We start from the raw sequence: 19,119 nt of genomic DNA on the forward strand, positions 1-19,119 counted from the left end.
GCCTTTTTGCTGGGCGCGTCCCGCGTCACCGCCCCGTCGGGGGTTGCGCGCCCTCATGCGCTTCCGTTACGAAGCGGCGCGGCGGGCGGTTAGCTCAGTTGGTAGAGCGTCTCCTTTACACGGAGAGGGTCGGGGGTTCGAGTCCCTCACCGCCCACCATATCCGTCAATGGCTTAGCCATAGGTCTGCTGACTAGCCTTCTCGCTTTGAAAGCACAGGGTAAGCTGGAAGCTGCGCGAAGACCCGTGCGCGGAAACCATCGGCCCGCGCTACGGTGATCCGCATCTCGAAGTCATCCGGACGCGGCCGCGTGCGCGGCAGGCTTCGAGCCGGCAGTTCTTGCCCTGCTCCCGGACTTCTCGACCGATCGAAGAGGGGGCCATTGCGGGATTCATCCCTGCCAGAGCCTGGGCTGCCCGAAGACGGCCGGCCGTTCTCAATTCCGGACCGCGATGGCGATGTGGTTGGTGTGGGGTGCGCCCTGGCCACCTGTCGGCAGCGCAGTCAGCTCGGCGAAGGCCTGGAGGGTCGCGCCGGCCGGCATGTTGCGACGCGTGACCCGCACCTGCCCCACGCCGTCGACGATGGGCGCTTTGGCGATGCGTCCCCCCGCCTGGAGCACGGAGATGGCGCCCTGCGCGCCCGGGAAGTCGAAATTGACACTGACCTCTACCTCGGCGAGGCCGCCCGGCGGCACGGTGAAGATACCCGTGCCGGTCGTGTAGTCGCGCAGGTAGCGGGCGACGTCGCCACTGGGGTCGACGGTCTGGAAGGCGATGGACTGGCCCCCGATGGTGAGGGGCTGGGTCACGCCGAATGCGTAGAGCACCTGGCGGAACCCGTGATGCGCGATGCCGTTCTCGGTGCCGGAAAGGGCCGCGCGAAAGCCGGTGCCGAAGCCGAGATCGTCGACCCAGACGTCGGTCTTGGTGCTGCCGGCGAGGACGTTGGCGCGTTTCCGCTGGCCTGCCGGAAACCACATGCGGCTGTTCTGCCAGACCACCTCGCCGTCGTAGTCGGCTCCGGTCTGGAGGAGGGGCGTGAGGTCCTGGCTGTGATAGCCGCCCACGCCGGTGAACGAAATGAGCCCTCGGTTGCCGGCAGCAGGGGCGGAGGCGAGTTTCTCCGGGTTGAGGGTGTTCGCGAGCTGGGAGGCCGATTCCACGGTCGTCCCGCGTATCCGCACCCGGCCCCATTGCACGCCCTTGTCCGGGGCGGCGATCGGCTGGTTCTCGACGAGGACGCCCGTGGTGATGCCCGCCATGAGCAGCTCGCCGCCTGTCACGGTGACATCGGCGCCGACCGCGACGATGCCCTTGTGGCGTATCCCGGCCCAATTCCGCGAAGGCGCGCCCAGGTCGTCGGACCCCCATTGAGCGCCGACGACGTGGACGTAGGTCTCGGTGCCGATGAACTGGGCGACCTGGGTACAGCCGTAGGTGTGGCCGCCGAAGAAAGTCAGCTCGGACAGGAGCGTGCTGGGTTTGTCCGGGGACCCGATCTTATAGCAGAGCTTCGCCTGGGTTGCGCTCAGATTGTGCACCTCCGAGCCCTGCGCGTTGGTGTTCCACCAGAAGGCCGCTTCGTAATTGGTCCTGTACTGGGCGGAGACTTCGAGCTTGCCCGTGATGTTGACCACCCCAGCCCGGAACTCCAGCACGCTCGGCGTCGGAGCCGTCGCGTTTCCGAGGAAACGGCAATTGCCGGTAAATCGAAGCCCGCCACTCGCGACGACGATCTGGCTCACACGGTAATCGCCGTGGCACGAGAACGGGCGGTTCTGCGCCAGCGCGGTGTCGATCGCGGTCTGAACGGCGACGGTCGCGTCGTCCCCCGAATAGAGCTCCGGGAAATGCTGCGGCGTGATGGGCAGATCACCGAACAGGCTGGACAGGGTCCGAGGCGTCGTGAGGTTGAACGGATTCGCGCGCGTTCCATCGGTGGGGTCCGACGAATTCGGTCCCTTCAGCGTCGGGGAGGGCGTCTGCCCCACGTCCGGGGGGCTGCCCGGCCGTCGCCCGGCATCGAGCGCGGGCGCCGATCCGGGCAGGAGCAGACAGACCACGAGAGGAATCTTGCCCAGACGCATGGAATCGTCTCCAGATGGTTTTAGAGAGGGCGCGTCAGACGCCGGCCGGACACCGCGCCTTGGTCCGTGAGCTTCCGGCGGCAGGCTGTCGACCCCTTTGCGACGTGCCATCTCGGGTCCGCGCACAGGCTCGCGACTATGGTCTGCGAGGTGGCATCCGTCCGCTCCAGCGAATACGTCTTGCCGGATACAATTTAGTTCTGCTTGCTATCGTTCTGCATCGCGACCAGTTGACGTGCGTAGACCAATAAGCTCTCGCACGAAAAGTCATTATCCAATTCGGACCAGAGGCGAAGCAATTCCAATGTATACTCTGGATTGGTGATCCGGCCGGCCGAACGGCGGAAGCTGTCGACCGGGACACCCAAGGCTTCGGCGATGCGGGCCAGCGACTGCTCCGCGAGAACGTCGTCCGATTTTTTCCGGTCCGGCATGCCTTGAGCCCATCATACAGACCGCATCGCTTAACGGAATTTTTAAGATCAGTCACCGTCGGAATGGCGGAATTATTTCTGCGTTCCGCCATGCGAAGCGATGTATGGAGGCTGAAATTCCCACGTCAGAGAAATTAAACAAAATCAATAGATGGCGTCATCTTTGCACGAGGCATTGTTCAACGCAGCAAATCTCCTGGCGAATGACGACATCCAACGCCCGGCCCTGGCAATCGAGAGCCGGTGGATCATCGACGCGAAGTCCTGCGTTGACTAGGTTCCAACAAGGCTTCTGGCCAATCCGTGGGGGAAACCGGCATGCCAAGCGATTCACAGGCCGATGTCCCGACCCACCGACGACGATCCGTGATCGACGACAAGACCTCGGCGCTCCTCGCGGCCCAGGCCGGCGTTTGGGATTACGATATGGAGCGGGACCGTTTCTGCTACTGCCGTGGGGCGGCCCTCGCATTCGGGTTGCCGAACGATCAGCGACTCACCGGTCTCGGATTGGGCGAACTCGCGGCCGTGGTGCATCCGGAGGACCGGGCGACCTACCTCGCGAAGGTGGCCCCAATCCTCCGGAGCGGCGGCATGATCAATGCGACGTTGCGCACCGATCCTGCGCTTGGGCCTTCCCGTCGCCTTCTCATGCGCGGCAACGTGAGCCCCGCGGAAGGCCGAAGCGACGTCCGCACGAGCGGCATCGTCGTCGATTTGTCGGATTCTGGCCTGCTCGAAGCTGCGCAGGACGAAGTGTCGGATGGCCGAGGCGCTTTCCCCGCGGGATTGCTCGAGGGGATCGACCACCTGATCGCGGCCCGGCGGTGCTTGGCCGAGATGCGCGCACCGGACGCGAAGGACAGCCTGCTTCTCTTGGACCACCTGCTGATCAACCTGGCACGAGGCCTCGCTCAGGAGGTGCGCGCCCGACATTGACCGAAAAACTCGCGCCGGCGACGTGACACACCAATGGGGGCTCGGTCATGGCCCGTTCGATGGGCGGCGTGAGTGCCTCACGCGATCGGATGAATTCCGGTATGATCGGCCCGCGTCGCAGGATGCGCGAGGCAAAGCGCCTCCCCGGCGGCTCGTGACCTCGGGCGCTCCTCTTTCCTGTCATCGTGGATGCGGTGAGGATCTCCCCGAATCCGCTTTCATCGCAGAGGTACACCGTGACGGATGAAGCCGGCGATCGTTCGGGCCCGGGGCGGGGCTTCCCGCCGCCCTGGATCGTGGTCGAGAAGGCCGAGAGTTTCTGTGTCGAGGATGCGAGCGGGCTCGCCGTCGCCTGGACCTACTTCTCGGCCGATGCCGACCAGCGCGCGGCGACCGGCGCCATGACGCGGGACGAGGCGCAACGCATCGCCAAGGCGATCGCCATGGTTCCGGAGATGCGGACGATCATCCGCTCGCTGCAGGATGGCCTCGCCGAGGCGGAGTCCGGCGACCCGGATTCCTGAGCGCGTGTCGTCCCGGCCGATGCCGGACCCTTCCGGCGGGAGGCCTCAGCCTCCGGCCATCACCAGGGCCCAGAAGCGCTTGTAGCGGGTGCCCGGCGCATCGACCCGCGCGATGCCGACGCGCTTGAGCTGCGGGAGCAGCATGTTCTTGTTGTGCTCGGGCGAGGCCTTCCAGCGGGCCAGTACCTCGTCGAAGGTCGCCGAGCCGGCGCTCAGGTTCTCGGAGGCGTAGGTGCGCCCGAACCCGGCCTCCGCCATGCGGGCGTTGAAGGTGCCGCCGATCTCGTGGCTGAGGCGTCCGGCCTTCGCGTTCGAGGCGGCCTGGTAGGAGGCGGCCCGGATCAGGCTCGAATCGATGACGACGGGACCGAGCCCATGCTGCGCGCGGTAGCGCGAGATCGCGGCGGCCGCCGCCTGCTCGTCGAGGACCACGAGGCTGGTCGGCTGCTCGGGTGCGATGAGACTCGGGCTGCCGCAGCCGGCCAGCATCAGGAGAAGCGAGAGGCCGGCGAAGAGGGGCGCGCGGCAGACGCAGCGGGGGAACGCGGATATGGGCATGAGTGCGGGCATGGGTTCGAAAGGATCTCGCGGCGCGCCTCGGCGGGAGCGGACCCCTTTCCGGGCCGATGCGGCGAAAACGCGGCACGCGTCCGGGCCTCGCGCCACCCGCCCACGCCTGTGTCTTCCCGATCACGACGCCCCGCGAGCCGGCGCGGGTGCCGCGCGGACGGGTGGTGATGGCCAGGATCGGTCAGGCTCGCCATCCGCCGCATCCGCATGAAGGCGGAGCGTGTGGAAGGTAGACCGGGGCCGGACACGACATCGACGAGCCGCGAGGACGACGGAGGCCGGATCGGCCACGCAAATGAAATGCAGGATGAGGAATGGCGCGGGCGACGGGACTCGAACCCGCGACCTCCGGCGTGACAGGCCGGCACTCTAACCGACTGAGCTACGCCCGCATCATTTATTCGGTCTGAAGGCGACGTGGCGCGGGCGACGGGACTCGAACCCGCGACCTCCGGCGTGACAGGCCGGCACTCTAACCGACTGAGCTACGCCCGCTTGACGTCCCGCCCCGTTTCCGGCGGTGTCGGGGGTGTAGGTTCAGTGCCGGGGGCTGTCAAGCAATCCCGGAGCGCATTCGCATGGGAATCTGGCGGGAGCGATCCGGCGCGGCCGACGGTCCGCGGGCAGGGGGATTCTCGCCGTCGGGCCACCATTGAAACCGCGTCTCTTTTCTGTCATACGCCCCCTCGCGTTGAACCGCCCGGCCGATCGGGCTGCCGTGGCGGTTCGTGCTGCTCCATCAGAAGCATCAACCGAGCGCATCCCTTCGATCCGAGCCGGATCGGAGACGTTGCGCGTTCAGGAGAGCCAAATGCCCAAGCTGAAAACCAAGTCGGGCGCGAAGAAGCGCTTCAAGATCACCGGCACCGGCAAGGTCATGTACGCCCAGGCCGGCAAGCGCCACGGGATGATCAAGCGGACGACGAAGCAGATCCGCAACCTGCGCGGCACCACCACCCTGTTCGAGGGCGATGCCGCCAACGTGAAGAAGTACTTCCTGCCCAACAGCCGGTAAGCCTTCACGACGCCGACACTGCATCTTTCGTAATCCAGGAGAATTCCCATGGCCCGCGTCAAGCGCGGCGTGACCAGTCACGCGAAGCACAAGAAAGTCCTCAAGGCCGCCCGTGGTTATTACGGTCGCCGCAAGAATACGATCCGGATCGCCAAGCAGGCGGTCGAGAAGGGCATGCAGTATGCCTATCGCGATCGGAAGAACAAGAAGCGCACGTTCCGCGCGCTCTGGATCCAGCGCCTCAACGCCGCCGTGCGCGAGCATGGCCTGACCTATTCGCGCTTCATCGACGGCCTGACGAAGTCGGGCGTCGCCGTGGACCGCAAGGCCCTGTCCGATCTCGCGATCCACGAGCCCGCCTCGTTCGCGGCGGTGGTCGAGATCGCCAAGGCCGCCCTCCCGGCCGCCAAGGCCGCCTGAGTCGACCGCGCGGCTCAGGGCCGCGCGTTCCGTCCTCACCGAAAGGCGCGGCGCCCGAAAGGAGCCGCGCCTTTCGGCGTTTCGCGCGATGCGTTTCGCCGAGACCCTCGGGTTTTTGCCGGCGCGGCCGCCGACTTTATGGGCGTAGCCGCTTGCATTGCGGGTCACGACCCGCAAAACCCTCGCCACGTCCGAATGACCGAGCCCGGCCGATCCGCACCGATCGCCGCAGCCGCAGCCGGTGAGTTGAACCGATGACCGATCTCGACACTCTCGAAGGCGATCTGTTGCGTCAGGTCGCGGACGCGTCCGACGAGGCCGCCCTCGACGCCGTGCGCGTCGCGGCCCTCGGCAAGAAGGGGTCGGTTTCCGAACTCCTGAAGACCCTGGGCGCGATGACGCCGGACGAGCGCAAGGCGCGCGGCCCCCTCATCAATGGATTGCGCGACCGGGTGCAGGGGGCGATCGGCACGCGTCGCGACGCCCTGGCCGAGGCGGCGCTCGGCGCCCGTCTCGCGGCCGAGCGCATCGACGTCACCTTGCCGGTGCGCGAGGCGCCCGAGACGCGCGGCCGCATCCACCCGATCAGCCAGGTCATGGACGAGATCACCGCGATCTTCGCCGATATGGGATTCTCGGTGGCCGAAGGTCCGGACATCGAGACCGACGACTACAATTTCACGGCCCTCAATTTCCCGCCCGGCCATCCGGCCCGCGAGATGCACGACACGTTCTTCCTGGCGCCCGACCGGAACGGCCGGCGCAAGGTGCTGCGCACCCACACCTCGCCGGTCCAGATCCGGACCATGCGGGCGGGAGCGCCGCCGATCCGGGTGATCTGCCCGGGGCGCACCTATCGGCACGATTCCGACCAGACCCACACGCCGATGTTCCATCAGGTCGAGGGGCTGGTGATCGACAAGGCCGCCAACATCGCCAACCTGAAATGGGTCCTGGAGGAGTTCTGCCGCACCTTCTTCGAGGTCGATGCGGTGAAGATGCGCTTCCGGCCCTCGTTCTTCCCCTTCACCGAGCCCTCGGCCGAGGTCGACATTCAGTGCTCGCGCAAGGGCGGCGAGATCCGCTTCGGCGAGGGGACCGACTGGCTCGAGATCCTCGGCTGCGGCATGGTCCACCCGAACGTGCTGCGCAATTGCGGCCTCGACCCCGACAGCGTGCAGGGCTTCGCCTTCGGCGTCGGCATCGACCGCATCGCCATGCTGAAATACGGCATGCCGGACCTGCGCCCGTTCTTCGAGGCGGACGTGCGCTGGCTCGACCATTACGGCTTCCGGCCGCTCGACATCCCGAGCCTGGTGGCCGGGCTGACGGGGTAGGGTGACGCGTGGGGAGGTTGAGATGTTGACCGACGCCGAGGTTCTGAAGCTTGCCGAGCCGATCTTCGCGACGATTCTTGGACCGCTGGGCTTTTCGCGCGCGTCCGTCGTGTCCGGCGCCGATCAGGATGGCGACAAGGCCTTTTTCATCGAGGCGTTCTTCGAGCCGGGCTCGAACATCGTCAACGGCAAGGCCCTGGTCGAGGCGCGGGGTCAACTGCACGACGCCTTGACGGCGCTGGGCGAGGAACGATTTCCCTACGTTTCCTACCGGCTTCCCGGCGAGCCGGAACCCTACTCGGACGATCTGGATGAACCGGCGTCGCCGCATCCATGAGCCAGATCAAGCATCGGATCGTTCGGGAGCTGATCCAATCGGCTTACGCGCGCGTGGAGGGTGGCTCCGCCAGACCGACCCAGACCGCCCTGCGGCGCGCCGTCAGCGATTCGTACTACGCCGTCTTTCATGCCGTCTGCTACCTCACGGCCGACGGTCTGGTGGGGTGGAACACCCCCTGGGAAAGTTTCGAGCCGATCTATCGCTCCCTCGATCATCAGGACGCCAAGAAGCGCTTTGCCGCGCCGGACGTCGCGGCCCTCGGTCCCGAGGTCCGGCGCATCGGTGAAATCTTGCGCGACCTCATCAAGGAGCGTCATACGGCCGATTACGATCCAAGGCCGTTCGCGACCAACAAGGCGGAAACCCTGGCGCGCATCGCGCAGGCTCAGGAAGCCATCGATCTCATCGAGGCGCTGCCCAAGACGACCTATCGGAAGCTGGCCGTTCTGCTCATCGCAAAACCGCGCCGTTCCTGACTCCATCGACGGATACGCAGGCCCATGAAATTCACCCTCTCCTGGCTCAAGGACCACCTCGACGCCGAGGCCTCCCTCGACACCATCGCCGAGACGCTGACGCGGATCGGCCTGGAGGTGGAGGGCATCGAGGACAAGGCCGTGAGCCTGAAGCCCTTCGTGGTGGCCCACGTGATCAGCGCCGAACCCCACCCGAATGCCGACCGCCTGCGCGTCTGCGCGGTGGAGACCGGTGACGGCCGTCCGGTTCAGGTGGTGTGCGGCGCGCCCAACGCGCGCGCGGGCATGAAGACGGTGTTCGCCCCCCCCGGCACCTACGTGCCGGGCCTGGACAAGACCCTGTCGGTCGGCACCATCCGGGGCGTCGAGAGCCTGGGCATGCTGTGCTCGGGGGCCGAACTCGGCCTCGGCGAGGCGGCGGACGGCATCCTCGACCTGCCCCAGGAGGCGCCCACGGGCGAACCGTACGCCCTCTACGCCAAGCTCGACGACCCGGTCATCGAGATCAACCTCACGCCGAACCGCCCGGATTGCACCGCGATCCACGGCATCGCCCGCGATCTGGCCGCCACGGGGCTTGGCAGCCTCAAGCGTCCGCCGCATCCGCCGGTGCGCGGCGAGGGCGCCTGCCCGGTCTCTGTCACCCTCGATCTCGACCCGCTCGATCGCGGCCTCTGCCCCTACTTCACCCTGCGCCTCGTGCGCGGCGTCCGGAACGGCCCCTCGCCGGACTGGATGCAGGCGCGCCTGCGCGCCATCGGCCTGCGCCCGATCAACGCGCTGGTCGACATCACTAACTACCTGACCTTCGACCGCGGCCGGCCGCTCCACGTCTTCGATGCCGCCAAGGTGCGGGGCGGCCTTGTCGTGCGCCGGGCGCGCGAGGGCGAGGAGCTGAAGGGCCTCGACGGCCGGACCTACGCCCTGACCGGCGACACCGTGGTCATCGCCGACGACAACGGCGCCGAATCGATCGGTGGCATCATGGGCGGCGAGGCCTCGGGCTGCGACGCCGGCACCGTCGACGTGCTCATCGAATCGGCCCTGTGGGACCCCGTCAACATCGCCCAGTCCGGCCGGCGCCTCGGCATCATCACGGATGCGCGCTACCGTTTCGAGCGCGGCGTCGACCCGGCCTTCACCCTGCCGGGCCTCGACCTCGCCACCCGCCTCGTCATGGACATCTGCGGCGGCAGCCCGAGCGAGGCCGTGATCGTCGGCGAGCCGCCGGTCATCGAGCGCGTCATCGACTTCCCCTGGACCGAGACCCGGCGGCTGGCCGGGATTGAGCTCTCGCGCGCCGAGATGAAGGTGACCCTGGAGGCGCTCGGCTTCCACGTGGCCGGCACCGGCGACCGGGTGAAAGTGCTCACCCCCTCCTGGCGCCCCGACGTGGAGGGCAAGGCCGACCTCGTCGAGGAGATCATTCGCATCGCGGGGCTCGACCGCATCGAGCCCAAGCCCCTGCCGCGCCTCGAGGCGGCCGTCGGCAAGCCGGTCCTCACCGTGATGCAGAAGCGTACGCGGCTGGCCAAGCGCGCACTCGCCAGCCGGGGGCTGGTCGAGGCCGTGACCTGGTCGTTCATCCCGCACGACGACGCGGTGCTGTTCGGCGGCGGGGGGGCGGACCTCGCGCTCGCCAACCCGATCGCCGCCGACCTCTCCGACATGCGCCCGAGCCTCGTGCCGGGCCTCCTGAAGGCCGCTCAGCGCAACGCGGATCGCGGCAGCGCCGACGTGGCTCTGTTCGAGGTCGGCCAGTGCTTCGCCACCGACCAGCCCGAGGGTCAGACCATCCGGGCGGCGGCGATCCGCCGGGGCAGCGCGACCCATGCGGGCGCGGGGCGCCACTGGGACGGCACGGCCGACAATGTCGACGCCTTCGACGCCAAGGCCGATGCGCTGGCGCTGTTGGCGGCGCTCGGCGTTCCGACCGGCGGGCTCCAGGTCGTGGCCGGCGGGCCGGACTGGCTGCATCCCGGCCGTTCCGGCACCCTGCAATTCGGCCCGAAGAACCCGGTCGGATTTTTCGGCGAGGTGCATCCGCGCGTGCTGAAGGCCCTCGACCTGAAGGGCCGCCTCGTCGCCTTCGAGATCACCCTCGACGCGGTGCCGTTGCCGAAACATCGCCCGACCAAGGTGAAGCCGCCCCTCGTGCTGTCGGATTTCCAGGCGATCTCGCGCGACTTCGCCTTCGTGGTCGGCCGCGACGTCGCCGCCGGAGACGTGGTGAAGGCGGCCCAGGCCGCCGAGCGCAAGCTCATCGCGGGCATCGAGGTGTTCGACATCTACGAGGGCGTCGGGATTCCCGAGGGCTCGAAGTCGGTGGCGATCGCGGTCCGCCTCCAGCCGACGGACCGGACCCTCACGGACGCGGAGATCGAGGCGGTGACCGGCCGGATCGTCGCAGAGGTCGGTCGCAAGACCGGCGCGACCCTTCGCGCCTGACCAGGAAGACCGGCGCGACCCTCCGCGCCTGAGCGAGAAGGCCGGCGCGACCCTTCGCGCCGGATCGAAGGAAGGACCCGATGCGCGATCCGGATCTCGTCGCCGCCCTCTCGGCGGCCAAGCACCTGCCCGTGCCCGAGATGCGCGCGGCGCTGGCGGAGCCGGACCGCATCGCGGATGCGGTGCTCGCCGTCCTGAAGCAGGCCGCCGAGGGTACGGAACTGGAGGAGCCGCAGGCCGACCTCTTGTTCTGGGGCCTGCACGTTCTGGCTGCCGCCCGGGACCTCCGGGTGTTCCGGCCATTGGTGCATCTGCTCCATCAGGACGGCGAGACCCTCGACGTCCTGCTCGGCGATGCGGTGACGATGACCCTGGCGAAGGTCCTCGTCAGTACCTTCGACGGCGATGCCGAGCCGCTCGGCGCCCTCCTGCTCGACAGCACGATCGACGATCTGGTGCGCAACGAGGCCTTCGCGGCCCTGGCCTACCTGACGCAGACCGGCCGGATTCCGCGTCGGCAGGCCCGCGACCTGCTGGTGCGCTTCGACGAGAAACGCGTCGCCGTCGAGGGCGATGTCGGCTGGGTCGGCTGGGAGGAGACCATCGCGCTCCTGGGTTTACGCGAACTGGAGACCCGGGTGCTGGCGGCGCGGCGGGACGAGCGGCTGACCGACGCGTTCAGCGACCAGCCCTGGTTCGTCAAGACCCTGCGTCAGGCCGAGGCGAAGCCGGACGACCTCTCCCGCTTCGACCCCCGGCGCTTCGGCACCCTCGACGATCCCGTCGCCGCCCTGGACTGGACGGCGGAGGGCGCCGGCCAGCCCGTGACGAATCCCCTGAAGCATGTCGGCCGCAACGATCCGTGCCCCTGCGGCAGCGGCAAGAAGTTCAAGAAGTGCTGCCTCGACGCCGTGCCGGGCTGACGGCCCGCGCTCCGGCCCGCGACCCCGACTTGGCGACTTGGTTAAGCGCGGGTCGATAAAAGTCTCGCATGGTCAGCCCGCGCTTTAATCCCGGCGCGGGGAATAAAATACCAGCACAGCGGGGCGTGATTCGGCCCGATCAGCCTTGGCCGGCCCCTTGTGCGGGGCAGCGTGACCGAACATATTTCACCGTGAGGCGTCGCAGGGCGCCAGAGGTCGTGTGCGTGAGCCTCATTCCGAAATCACACGCTGAGAGAGCTTCCAAGGGAATCTCCCATGGCATTCGATAACAGCCCCTTCCGGTACGGCGCCCAGCCGACCGGGTACGCCGGCAGCCAGGTCGAGATCGACCAGGGCCTGCGCACCTTCATGCTCGGCGTCTACAACAACATGGTCATCGGCCTCGGGATCTCCGGTCTCGTGGCGCTCGGCCTCAACATGGCCGCCGTCGCGCAGACCGCGACGGGCCGCGTGGCGCTGACCCCGTTCGGCCAGCTCCTCTACACCAGCCCGCTCAAGTGGGTGATCATGCTAGCGCCGCTGGCCTTCATCTTCATCTTCTCGATGAAGATGGACCGGATGTCCGCTTCGGCGGCACGCCTGACCTTCTTCGCCTTCGCGGCGGTGATGGGCGCCTCGATGTCCTCGCTCCTGCTCGTGTTCACGGGCGCCAGCGTGGTGCGGGTGTTCTTCATCACGGCGGCGACGTTCGGTGGCCTCAGCCTCTACGGCTACACCACCAAGCGCAGCCTGTCGGGCATGGGCTCCTTCCTGATCATGGGCCTGATCGGCCTCGTGATCGCCTCGCTGGTGAACATCTTCCTTGCCTCTTCGGCGCTTCAGTTCGCGATCTCGGTGATCGGCGTGCTGATCTTCGCGGGCCTCACCGCCTACGACACGCAGAAGCTCAAGGAGATGTTCCTCTACAGCGGCGCGGATGCCGAGGGCGCGGCCAAGCTCTCCGTGAACGGCGCCCTGACGCTGTACCTGGACTTCATCAACATGTTCCAGATGCTGCTCTCGCTCCTCGGCGACCGCCGCTGAGCGGGGCCTGAGCCCGAACGATCGAAAAGGCCCCGGCGGAATCCCGCCGGGGCCTTTTTTCTGTTCGACCCGATTCGATGTCCCGACGTCTCACACCGCCCGCAGCGGGGGCTCCAGCACGGCGAGGACGCGGGCGAGATCGGTGCCCCGCTTCATCACCAGCCCCGAGGCGGCCAGGACCGCGTAGGCACCCTGGCGGCGAGCGAGCTTCGGGTCCTTCTCGACTCGGTAGAGCGGCATCTCGGAACTGCGGCGGTAGATCGAGAACACCGCCTTGTCGCGCCGGAAATCGAGGGCGTAATCGCGCCACTCCCCCTGGGACACCATCCGGCCGTAGAGGTTGAACAGGACGCGCAGCTCCGCGCGGTCGAAGGCGATCTGAGGGGCTACCGGCGCCGTGGGGAAGGGAATGACCCGAGCGGCTTCGGGCAATCGCGGGTCGGCACCGGTTCTCTCGCTCATCGTCGCTCCTGGTCCGGATCTGGATTGTCATCATGGTGTCGCGCTTTCGCGCTCGCAAGGGCAGCGATTCGGCGTCCGGCCAAGGGCTGCTCCCGAAACATATCGTCACGATTTCGCCGCCATCGAGCCGCGTGCCGGCCTTGATGAGACGCGACACCTGTTGCCGAAACTTCGTCGATCCTGCTCCCGGCGCGGCGTCCGAGTCTTTCGGCTCCCCAGCTTTCGGACGGCGCCCGGTCCGGCAGGCCCGACATCCCAGAGGTTTCGAGACCCAAGGACTTCAGGCCGCCTCCTCGGAGTGCGGCCCTTTTTTTGGGCCCTCGCTTTTGACCCCTCGCTTTTGACCCTTGCGGCACCGTCCGTCAGCGGCGAGAAACGCCGTCTGGGGCGCGGCCGTCCCGGGAGCTGCCGCCTCGGGGCCACGCCATCGTCGAGGGTCTGGTGGTCTCAACCGCGGGGGAGCGGATCGTGGTCAGCTTCGATGCCGCCTTTCGCCGGACACTCGCGGATCTGTTCGCCTGGCGGCGCGACGTCCGCCGCTTCCGCAAGGATTCGGTGGACGAAGGGCTGCTGCGCGGCTGCCTCGACCTCGCGGCCCTGAGCCCGTCCGTCGGCAACAGCCAGCCCTGGCGCTTCGTGCGGGTCGCCGATCCGGGGCGGCGCGCCCGCGTGGTGGCGAGCTTCGAGCGCTGCAACGCCGAGGCCGCCTCCGGCTACGAGGCCGAGCGCCGCGAGGCCTACATCCGCTTGAAACTCGCGGGCCTGCGCGAGGCGCCGGTCCACCTCGCGGTGTTCTGCGACGAGGCGACGGAGACCGGCCACGGCCTCGGCCGGGCGACCATGCCGGAGATGCTGCGCTACTCCGTCGTCACCGCCGTGCAGACCTTCTGGCTCGCGGCCCGCGCTCAGGGACTCGGCGTCGGCTGGGTCTCGATCCTCGAACCCGGCACCGTGTGCGAGACCCTGGGCGTACCCTGCGCTTGGCACCTCGTCGCCTATCTCTGCGTGGGCTACCCCGTCGAGGAGCACGCCGACCCGGAACTGGTCCGGCACGGCTGGCAGGACCGGCTCGACCCCCGCATGGCGCTGATCGAGCGCTGACGCACGGGAGGACGAACGACATGGTGGAGGACACGAACATTCGGGTCGGCCAGTGCCATTGCGGCGCGGTGCGTTTCCGGGCGACGCTCAGTGACGGCCTCCGGTCGATCCGCCGCTGCACCTGTTCCTATTGCCGGATGCGCGGCGCCGTCGTCGCCATGGCGGAAATGGGGGGCGTCGAGGTCCTGCAGGGCGCCGAGGTCCTGACGACCTATCGCTTCCACAGCGAGGCGGTGCAGCACTTCTTCTGTTCCCGCTGCGGGATCTACACCCATCACCAGCGGCGGTCCGACCGGAACCTGTACGCGGTGAACGTGGCGTGCCTGGACGGCGTGAGCCCCTTCGACTTCCCCGAGGTGCCCGTCATGGATGGGGTCAACCACACGAACGACACCGGCAAGCCGACCCGGCGCGCCGGCACCCTCCGCTTCGTCCCGGCCGATTGATTGTAGCCGTAATCTCCGCGAGGCGGAGACGTCGCAATCAGAGTCAACGATCGTTGAAAGCAATGCGACGCCTTTGTGTTGAATTCCCCGCTCAGATTTTACCGCGTCGTCCGATTCCGCTGGGATAACCCTCCATCCCCGCAAGGCTTTACCGGAACGACAACCCGCGCCCCGCTTTATCAGCGGGCTTAAGGTCACGCTTGCGAGGGTTCGGGTCATGGTGCGTCGGGGAATTTCGGGTGCGGCCGTTCTGGGCGCGATGCTGGCCGTAGGCCTGTCGGCGGCGCCCGCCATGGCGCGGGAGGTCGTCGCCTTCCATGAGGGCGTCATGGATGGCGTCATGCCGGGCACCATCGTGGTGCGCACGTCCGAGCGCCGGCTCTACCTCGTGAACGGGGACGGTACGGCGATCCGCTATCCGGTCGCGGTGGGCAAGCCCGGCAAGCAGTGGAGCGGCGCCACGCGGATCGACGGCAAATATGTCGAGCCGGCCTGGGCCCCCCCGCGCGAGGTCAAGCGCGACAACCCGCGCCTGCCCTCGGTGATCGCGGGCGGCTCGCCCTCGAACCCGATGGGATCGGCCGCGATGACGCTGGCGGGCGGCGAGTACGCCATCCACGGCACCAACCGGCCGAACTCCATCGGCACCTACGCGTCCTACGGCTGCATCCGGATGTACAACCAGGACGTGGTCGATCTCTACGAGCGCGTCTCGGTGGGAACCCAGGTCTACGTCACGCGGTGATCCGTGATACAGTCGCCGCTTGATCGGAGCGGAGACACGATCAGAGCGACGCTCCCGGATGTCACCCGCCGGGGCCCGCAACGGACCGCGCGTCGCGGCCGGTGCGGGCCGGATCGCGTCAGCGGGCCGGCGGCGACGTCGCCTCGATCGCCGTGAAGGATTCCAGGATCGTGTAGTTGTGGTCGGCGCCTTCAGGAACCAGCCAGGAATCACCCGGTTCGAGCACGACCTTCTCGCCGTTGACGGTCAGTTCGGCCCGCCCGGAGACGACGTATCCGACGGTCTCGTAGGGCCGGGCCGCCATCGGCTTGTCGGTCGCGGGCGACTCGTTCCGCCACATCCGCATCGCCACCGATTGCCCGCGCGCCAGGGCGACCTCGCCATGCGGACCTTCGCCGGCAGTCCTGCTCGAAACTTTCACGGCCATGATCGTATCCTCCGTCGCTGCCCGTCGTCGCCGGGCCGATGGCCGGGACAACGGGAGCCGATGGCGGACGTTCCGGTATCCGCGCCGAACAGGCGTAGGCCGGTTCAGAAGTCGACCGCGATGCCCTTGATCTCCCAATCGTCGTAGCGCACCGGCTCCAGGCCGCCCCGGCCCTGGCGCTCGCGGGTGGCGGTGATCTCGGCCGCGTGGGCGTCGATGACCGCGCGCCGCTCCGCCGCCTCGGCCAGCGCGCGGGCCGCCTCCGGGGTCAGCGGACGCGCCGGCGCCGCCGGAAGCGCCTCGTCCGCGTGGTTTTCCGTCGGCTCCGGGCTGGTCATGGCTTGCATCTCGGTGTCTCGGGTGGAAGGGCAGGGGGACAGGGCACGAAAACCGCCCGTCGCGAACGGGTCTCGAGCGGCGGGTCTTTCAAGCAGGAAGTGGCATTCATGGCGACACGCCGCAACACGGACGCGCCCACGGCGCCGATCGACCGCAGCGTCGCGGGCCTCGCCGCGCGGCAGGTGGCGCAGGGTGCGGTCGCCGACCTCATCGGCAAGACCCGTGGCTTCGCCCTGGAGGATGCCCTTGCCCAGGCCGGCCGCGCCGCCGGGCTGGACGCGGCCGATGCCGGGCTCGCCCGGGCCATCGCCACCGCGACCTTCCGGCGCCTCGGCTTCCTGCGTCGCGTGCTCGCCGCGCGGATGTCGCAGGGGCTGCCCGAGGACCAGCCGCGCCTCGTCGCCCTCCTGGCGACCGGCGCCGTGCAGATCCTCGACCTCAACGTGCCCGATCACGCGGCCGTGGATCTCGGCGTGCGCCTCGCCAAGGCCGACCCGCAGCTCCAGCACCTGTCGGGCCTCGTGAACGCGGTCCTGCGCCGCATCGTGCGCGAGCGGGCCGAGATCGTGGCCCATCCCGCCGATCCACTGGCCGACAACACGCCGGACTGGCTCGCCCGGCGCTGGCGCGCGGCCTATGGCGAGGACACCGCCCGCGCCATCGCGGCGGCCCACCTCCAGGGCGCCGCCCTCGACCTGACCGTGCGGGGCTCCGTCACCGAATGGGCGGAGCGCCTCGGCGGCGTCGCCCTGCCGACCGGCAGCGTGCGCCTGCACGAGATCCGCGCCAACGTCGCGGACCTGCCCGGCTACGGCGAGGGCCAATGGTGGGTGCAGGACGCCGCCGCCGCCCTGCCGGCGCGATTGCTGCGCGCGCAGCCGGGCGAGCGCGTCGCCGACCTCTGCGCCGCCCCCGGCGGCAAGACGGCGCAACTCGCCGCCGCCGGTGCTTCCGTGCTCGCCGTCGACCGCTCCAGTCCCCGGCTCGGACGCCTGTCCCAGAACTTCGCGCGCCTCGGATTGGAGGCTGAGGTCCAGGTCGGCGACGCCCTGGCCCTGCCCGACGAGGCCGCCTTCGACGCGGTGCTCCTCGACGCGCCCTGCTCGGCCACCGGCACCCTGCGGCGCCACCCCGATGTCGCCTGGACCAAGACCGAGAGCGACATCGGCCGCCTCATCGGCCTGCAGAAGCGGCTGTTCGACAAGGCCGCCACCCTGGTCAGGCCGGGCGGGCGACTCGTCTACTGCACCTGCTCGCTGGAGCCGGAGGAGGGCGAGGCGCAGGTGGCGACCTTCCTCGCCCGCAACCCCGGTTTCGAGCGCGTACCGGTTCGGCCGGAAGAGCTCGGAGGCCTCACCGAATGCATCGACGCCTCGGGCGACCTGCGCACGCTTCCCTCGCATCTCGCGTCCCCGCTCGGCGGCGAGGCTCCGGCTGCCAGCGGCGGTCTCGACGGCTTCTTCGCCACCCGACTGCGCCGGAAGGATTGAGGCATGCGCGACGGCCGCCTTCCCCGCGTCCTCGGCGCGGCCCTGGCGGGTGGCTGGCTCGCGCTCGCGGTTCCGGCTCCCGCGCGCGCCCAAACCGCGCCCGCTCAAACCGCGCCCGCTCAAGCCGATCCGCGCATCCTGCCGCCTCACCCGGCCTATGCCCGCAACCCCGCCTGTGCCGCTCTGGAGACGACGATCCCCTTCGAGGCGCACGAGGGCACGCGCGACGTCGGCCTCTCGCCCTCGCCGCGCGAGATGCCGCTGAACCAGGGCGAGAGCGCGATCTGCTTCGCCTACGCCACCGCCGACATGATCTCGCACCGCCTGGGGCGTCAGGTCTCGCCCCTCGACGTGGCGACGAAGAACTACTTCGCGGACCCTGAGCGCCTCGCCGCGATCCCAGCCCTGCGCGCCCACATGAAGGCCCATCCGAACTGGCGCGCCGACATCGCCTGGAGCCGCAACGCCGCCGAGATGTCGCCTATCGGCAACCCTCGGCTCCTGCCGTATTTCGACAAGATCGAGGGCGGCGAGGAGGACACCGCCGCGCTCCTCTACAACATCGGCGGCCTGTGCGAGGACCGCGACCTGCCCTCGAACGACGGCTACCGCTACGCCAACCCGACCCTGCGGCGCCTGCGCTACCGCAGCCGACTCGCCCCCCGGCCGATGAGCCATCGGACTCTGGCTGGCACCGTGCCGCACCTGCGCGATCCGCGCACCGACACCTTCAACGCCGCCTGGATCGCCCATGTCGAGGCGCGCTGCCGGCGCGTGCCCTTGCCCGTTCCGCTGCTCCCGGTCTCCTACCGGGTCGCGGCCAACCAGGCCGAGTTCGTCGAGATGCGCGATTCCGGCACGCCGCCGAGCCCCCGCGCCATCAGCCGCATCCTGGCGATGATCGACTACGCCCTCGACCACGGCCGCGTGCCCACCATCGGGTACAGCTGGTACCTCCTGGAGGACCGCGACCCGAAGGACCCGGATCTCCATGCCGACCATGCCAGCCCGGTCATCGGCCGGCGCATGCTCGGCGGCACCTGCCAGTACCGGGTGCAGGACAACACCGGCGAGTACTGCGCCCGCATGCGGGAGGGCATGCGGGACTCCTGCGACAACGGCCGCGTCTGGGTCGGCGAGGAGGCTTTGCGCCGCACGCTCTACAGCGTGACCTATCTGCGCTGAGGCCCTGCGTGACCTTCAGCGCCGGGTGAACCAACCGTCGCGTCGGGTGTTGCCTGCTCGACGATAAGGATGCGAGCGATGACGAACCGCTGGATGACGTTGCAGGACATTGCCGCCGACCGGCAGATCACCCTCGACGAGGCCCAGGCGCTCGTCGCCAGCTTGCGCTGCCCGAAGGTCTTCCGCCTGCAATCGACGCTCTACCTCGTCTGAGGCACTGCGCCTCATACGGCCTCCGGTAGATTAGGTCGGACAGCTGACGAGACGGAGCGCGGGTCCCCTCTCCTGGAAGGAGAGGGACAGGGTGAGGTGCGTGACCTCTCCGGAGATGGACTACACCTCACCCCAACCCTCTCCTTCCAGGA

General features: G+C 68.6%; 21 protein-coding genes, 3 tRNA genes and 2 pseudogenes. 18 read left to right on the plus strand and 8 right to left on the minus strand.

The window, feature by feature from the left end; translation table 11 throughout:
- Nucleotides 1–83: 83 nt before the first annotated feature.
- Nucleotides 84–159 (plus strand) — tRNA-Val (locus tag MKK54_RS14465).
- Between the two features lie 277 nt (nucleotides 160–436).
- Here MKK54_RS14465 and MKK54_RS14470 read toward each other — a convergent pair.
- Both MKK54_RS14470 and MKK54_RS14475 read right to left on the minus strand, forming a co-directional pair.
- Nucleotides 437–2,089 (minus strand): hypothetical protein, encoded by a 1,653-nt coding sequence (locus tag MKK54_RS14470; protein WP_244011854.1) that lies wholly within the window; start codon nucleotides 2,087–2,089, stop codon nucleotides 437–439.
- 194 nt (nucleotides 2,090–2,283) lie between these two features.
- The gene (locus MKK54_RS14475) at nucleotides 2,284–2,523 is read right to left on the minus strand and encodes a hypothetical protein (protein ID WP_244011856.1); all 240 of its coding nucleotides are present in this window, start codon (nucleotides 2,521–2,523) and stop codon (nucleotides 2,284–2,286) included.
- A gap of 366 nt (nucleotides 2,524–2,889) precedes the next feature.
- Here MKK54_RS14475 and MKK54_RS14480 point away from each other — a divergent pair, with 366 nt between their 5' ends.
- A complete protein-coding gene (locus tag MKK54_RS14480; RefSeq protein ID WP_244011858.1) occupies nucleotides 2,890–3,462 on the plus strand; it encodes a PAS domain-containing protein in 573 nt (190 codons plus the stop codon).
- Between the two features lie 236 nt (nucleotides 3,463–3,698).
- A complete protein-coding gene (locus tag MKK54_RS14485; RefSeq protein ID WP_244011860.1) occupies nucleotides 3,699–3,986 on the plus strand; it encodes a hypothetical protein in 288 nt (95 codons plus the stop codon).
- Between the two features lie 45 nt (nucleotides 3,987–4,031).
- On the opposite strand, the gene MKK54_RS14490 is transcribed toward MKK54_RS14485, so the two are convergent.
- The 3 genes from MKK54_RS14490 to MKK54_RS14500 form a co-directional block, all read right to left on the minus strand.
- A complete protein-coding gene (locus tag MKK54_RS14490; RefSeq protein ID WP_244011893.1) occupies nucleotides 4,032–4,475 on the minus strand; it encodes a CAP domain-containing protein in 444 nt (147 codons plus the stop codon).
- Between the two features lie 396 nt (nucleotides 4,476–4,871).
- Nucleotides 4,872–4,948 (minus strand) — tRNA-Asp (locus MKK54_RS14495).
- A gap of 26 nt (nucleotides 4,949–4,974) precedes the next feature.
- A tRNA-Asp gene (locus MKK54_RS14500) sits at nucleotides 4,975–5,051 on the minus strand.
- Between the two features lie 316 nt (nucleotides 5,052–5,367).
- Between MKK54_RS14500 and rpmI the strand changes: the two genes are divergently transcribed.
- The 9 genes and pseudogenes from rpmI to MKK54_RS14540 all read left to right on the plus strand — a co-directional run bounded on the left by rpmI (nucleotide 5,368) and on the right by MKK54_RS14540 (nucleotide 12,559).
- Entirely contained in the window at nucleotides 5,368–5,571 is a 204-nt protein-coding gene (gene rpmI, locus MKK54_RS14505) for a 50S ribosomal protein L35 (protein ID WP_018044555.1), read from the plus strand.
- 48 nt (nucleotides 5,572–5,619) lie between these two features.
- Entirely contained in the window at nucleotides 5,620–5,991 is a 372-nt protein-coding gene (gene rplT / locus MKK54_RS14510; RefSeq protein ID WP_244011862.1) for a 50S ribosomal protein L20, read from the plus strand.
- Between the two features lie 254 nt (nucleotides 5,992–6,245).
- A complete protein-coding gene (pheS, locus tag MKK54_RS14515) occupies nucleotides 6,246–7,328 on the plus strand; it encodes a phenylalanine--tRNA ligase subunit alpha (protein ID WP_244011864.1) in 1,083 nt (360 codons plus the stop codon).
- Nucleotides 7,329–7,350: 22 nt separating this feature from the next.
- On the plus strand, nucleotides 7,351–7,665 hold the full coding sequence (locus MKK54_RS14520; RefSeq protein WP_244011866.1) for a hypothetical protein: 315 nt from the start codon (nucleotides 7,351–7,353) through the stop codon (nucleotides 7,663–7,665).
- Nucleotides 7,662–8,144, plus strand: a complete 483-nt coding sequence (locus MKK54_RS14525; RefSeq protein WP_244011868.1) for a hypothetical protein — start codon at nucleotides 7,662–7,664, stop codon at nucleotides 8,142–8,144. Before MKK54_RS14520 ends, MKK54_RS14525 begins: the two co-directional genes overlap by 4 nt.
- A 24-nt stretch (nucleotides 8,145–8,168) precedes the next feature.
- Nucleotides 8,169–10,592: a phenylalanine--tRNA ligase subunit beta gene (pheT, locus tag MKK54_RS14530; RefSeq protein ID WP_244011870.1), complete on the plus strand. Its 2,424-nt coding sequence runs from the start codon at nucleotides 8,169–8,171 to the stop codon at nucleotides 10,590–10,592.
- 140 nt (nucleotides 10,593–10,732) lie between these two features.
- Nucleotides 10,733–11,116, plus strand: a pseudogene (locus MKK54_RS24755) (DUF1186 domain-containing protein); the annotation flags it as partial.
- Nucleotides 11,117–11,410: 294 nt separating this feature from the next.
- Nucleotides 11,411–11,515: pseudogene (locus tag MKK54_RS24760) on the plus strand (SEC-C metal-binding domain-containing protein); the annotation flags it as partial.
- A gap of 276 nt (nucleotides 11,516–11,791) precedes the next feature.
- The gene (locus MKK54_RS14540) at nucleotides 11,792–12,559 is read left to right on the plus strand and encodes a Bax inhibitor-1/YccA family protein (RefSeq protein WP_244011873.1); all 768 of its coding nucleotides are present in this window, start codon (nucleotides 11,792–11,794) and stop codon (nucleotides 12,557–12,559) included.
- Between the two features lie 90 nt (nucleotides 12,560–12,649).
- Here MKK54_RS14540 and MKK54_RS14545 read toward each other — a convergent pair whose 3' ends face one another.
- Nucleotides 12,650–13,021, minus strand: a complete 372-nt coding sequence (locus MKK54_RS14545) for a DUF2794 domain-containing protein (protein ID WP_244011875.1) — start codon at nucleotides 13,019–13,021, stop codon at nucleotides 12,650–12,652.
- Between the two features lie 441 nt (nucleotides 13,022–13,462).
- On the opposite strand from MKK54_RS14545, the gene bluB reads away from it, so the two are divergent.
- The 3 genes from bluB to MKK54_RS14560 all read left to right on the plus strand — a co-directional run bounded on the left by bluB (nucleotide 13,463) and on the right by MKK54_RS14560 (nucleotide 15,313).
- Complete coding sequence (bluB, locus tag MKK54_RS14550) at nucleotides 13,463–14,122, plus strand: 5,6-dimethylbenzimidazole synthase (RefSeq protein ID WP_244011877.1); 660 nt, start codon at nucleotides 13,463–13,465, stop codon at nucleotides 14,120–14,122.
- A 20-nt stretch (nucleotides 14,123–14,142) separates the two neighbouring features.
- A complete protein-coding gene (locus MKK54_RS14555; protein WP_244011879.1) occupies nucleotides 14,143–14,568 on the plus strand; it encodes a GFA family protein in 426 nt (141 codons plus the stop codon).
- Nucleotides 14,569–14,785: 217 nt separating this feature from the next.
- Nucleotides 14,786–15,313: a L,D-transpeptidase gene (locus tag MKK54_RS14560; protein ID WP_409564187.1), complete on the plus strand. Its 528-nt coding sequence runs from the start codon at nucleotides 14,786–14,788 to the stop codon at nucleotides 15,311–15,313.
- Between the two features lie 118 nt (nucleotides 15,314–15,431).
- Here the strand turns inward: MKK54_RS14560 and MKK54_RS14565 are convergent, their stop codons facing one another.
- Both MKK54_RS14565 and MKK54_RS14570 read right to left on the minus strand, forming a co-directional pair.
- Nucleotides 15,432–15,740, minus strand: a complete 309-nt coding sequence (locus tag MKK54_RS14565; RefSeq protein WP_244011883.1) for a cupin domain-containing protein — start codon at nucleotides 15,738–15,740, stop codon at nucleotides 15,432–15,434.
- Nucleotides 15,741–15,844: 104 nt separating this feature from the next.
- Nucleotides 15,845–16,078: a DUF1674 domain-containing protein gene (locus MKK54_RS14570; RefSeq protein WP_244011885.1), complete on the minus strand. Its 234-nt coding sequence runs from the start codon at nucleotides 16,076–16,078 to the stop codon at nucleotides 15,845–15,847.
- A 108-nt stretch (nucleotides 16,079–16,186) separates the two neighbouring features.
- Here MKK54_RS14570 and MKK54_RS14575 point away from each other — a divergent pair, with 108 nt between their 5' ends.
- The 3 genes from MKK54_RS14575 to MKK54_RS24525 all read left to right on the plus strand — a co-directional run bounded on the left by MKK54_RS14575 (nucleotide 16,187) and on the right by MKK54_RS24525 (nucleotide 18,967).
- Nucleotides 16,187–17,569 (plus strand): RsmB/NOP family class I SAM-dependent RNA methyltransferase, encoded by a 1,383-nt coding sequence (locus MKK54_RS14575; RefSeq protein WP_244011887.1) that lies wholly within the window; start codon nucleotides 16,187–16,189, stop codon nucleotides 17,567–17,569.
- Between the two features lie 3 nt (nucleotides 17,570–17,572).
- Nucleotides 17,573–18,754 (plus strand): hypothetical protein, encoded by a 1,182-nt coding sequence (locus tag MKK54_RS14580; protein WP_244011889.1) that lies wholly within the window; start codon nucleotides 17,573–17,575, stop codon nucleotides 18,752–18,754.
- A gap of 78 nt (nucleotides 18,755–18,832) precedes the next feature.
- Complete coding sequence (locus MKK54_RS24525) at nucleotides 18,833–18,967, plus strand: hypothetical protein (protein WP_279597369.1); 135 nt, start codon at nucleotides 18,833–18,835, stop codon at nucleotides 18,965–18,967.
- Nucleotides 18,968–19,119: the final 152 nt, after the last annotated feature.

Source organism: Methylobacterium sp. J-068 (genome assembly GCF_022829445.1).
Lineage (GTDB): Bacteria > Pseudomonadota > Alphaproteobacteria > Rhizobiales > Beijerinckiaceae > Methylobacterium.

Bases quoted from the DNA above. Each gene is read 5' to 3' on its own strand.
- MKK54_RS14470 (WP_244011854.1), bottom strand. From the start codon at position 2,089: ATGCGTCTGGGCAAGATTCCTCTCGTGGTCTGTCTGCTCCTGCCCGGA.
- MKK54_RS14475 (WP_244011856.1), bottom strand. From the start codon at position 2,523: ATGCCGGACCGGAAAAAATCGGACGACGTTCTCGCGGAGCAGTCGCTG.
- MKK54_RS14490 (WP_244011893.1), bottom strand. From the start codon at position 4,475: ATGCTGGCCGGCTGCGGCAGCCCGAGTCTCATCGCACCCGAGCAGCCG.
- rpmI (WP_018044555.1), top strand. From the start codon at position 5,368: ATGCCCAAGCTGAAAACCAAGTCGGGCGCGAAGAAGCGCTTCAAGATC.
- rplT (WP_244011862.1), top strand. From the start codon at position 5,620: ATGGCCCGCGTCAAGCGCGGCGTGACCAGTCACGCGAAGCACAAGAAA.
- pheS (WP_244011864.1), top strand. From the start codon at position 6,246: ATGACCGATCTCGACACTCTCGAAGGCGATCTGTTGCGTCAGGTCGCG.
- MKK54_RS14520 (WP_244011866.1), top strand. From the start codon at position 7,351: ATGTTGACCGACGCCGAGGTTCTGAAGCTTGCCGAGCCGATCTTCGCG.
- MKK54_RS14525 (WP_244011868.1), top strand. From the start codon at position 7,662: ATGAGCCAGATCAAGCATCGGATCGTTCGGGAGCTGATCCAATCGGCT.
- pheT (WP_244011870.1), top strand. From the start codon at position 8,169: ATGAAATTCACCCTCTCCTGGCTCAAGGACCACCTCGACGCCGAGGCC.
- MKK54_RS14540 (WP_244011873.1), top strand. From the start codon at position 11,792: ATGGCATTCGATAACAGCCCCTTCCGGTACGGCGCCCAGCCGACCGGG.
- MKK54_RS14545 (WP_244011875.1), bottom strand. From the start codon at position 13,021: ATGAGCGAGAGAACCGGTGCCGACCCGCGATTGCCCGAAGCCGCTCGG.
- MKK54_RS14555 (WP_244011879.1), top strand. From the start codon at position 14,143: ATGGTGGAGGACACGAACATTCGGGTCGGCCAGTGCCATTGCGGCGCG.
- MKK54_RS14560 (WP_409564187.1), top strand. From the start codon at position 14,786: ATGGTGCGTCGGGGAATTTCGGGTGCGGCCGTTCTGGGCGCGATGCTG.
- MKK54_RS14565 (WP_244011883.1), bottom strand. From the start codon at position 15,740: ATGGCCGTGAAAGTTTCGAGCAGGACTGCCGGCGAAGGTCCGCATGGC.
- MKK54_RS14570 (WP_244011885.1), bottom strand. From the start codon at position 16,078: ATGACCAGCCCGGAGCCGACGGAAAACCACGCGGACGAGGCGCTTCCG.
- MKK54_RS14575 (WP_244011887.1), top strand. From the start codon at position 16,187: ATGGCGACACGCCGCAACACGGACGCGCCCACGGCGCCGATCGACCGC.
- MKK54_RS14580 (WP_244011889.1), top strand. From the start codon at position 17,573: ATGCGCGACGGCCGCCTTCCCCGCGTCCTCGGCGCGGCCCTGGCGGGT.
- MKK54_RS24525 (WP_279597369.1), top strand. From the start codon at position 18,833: ATGACGAACCGCTGGATGACGTTGCAGGACATTGCCGCCGACCGGCAG.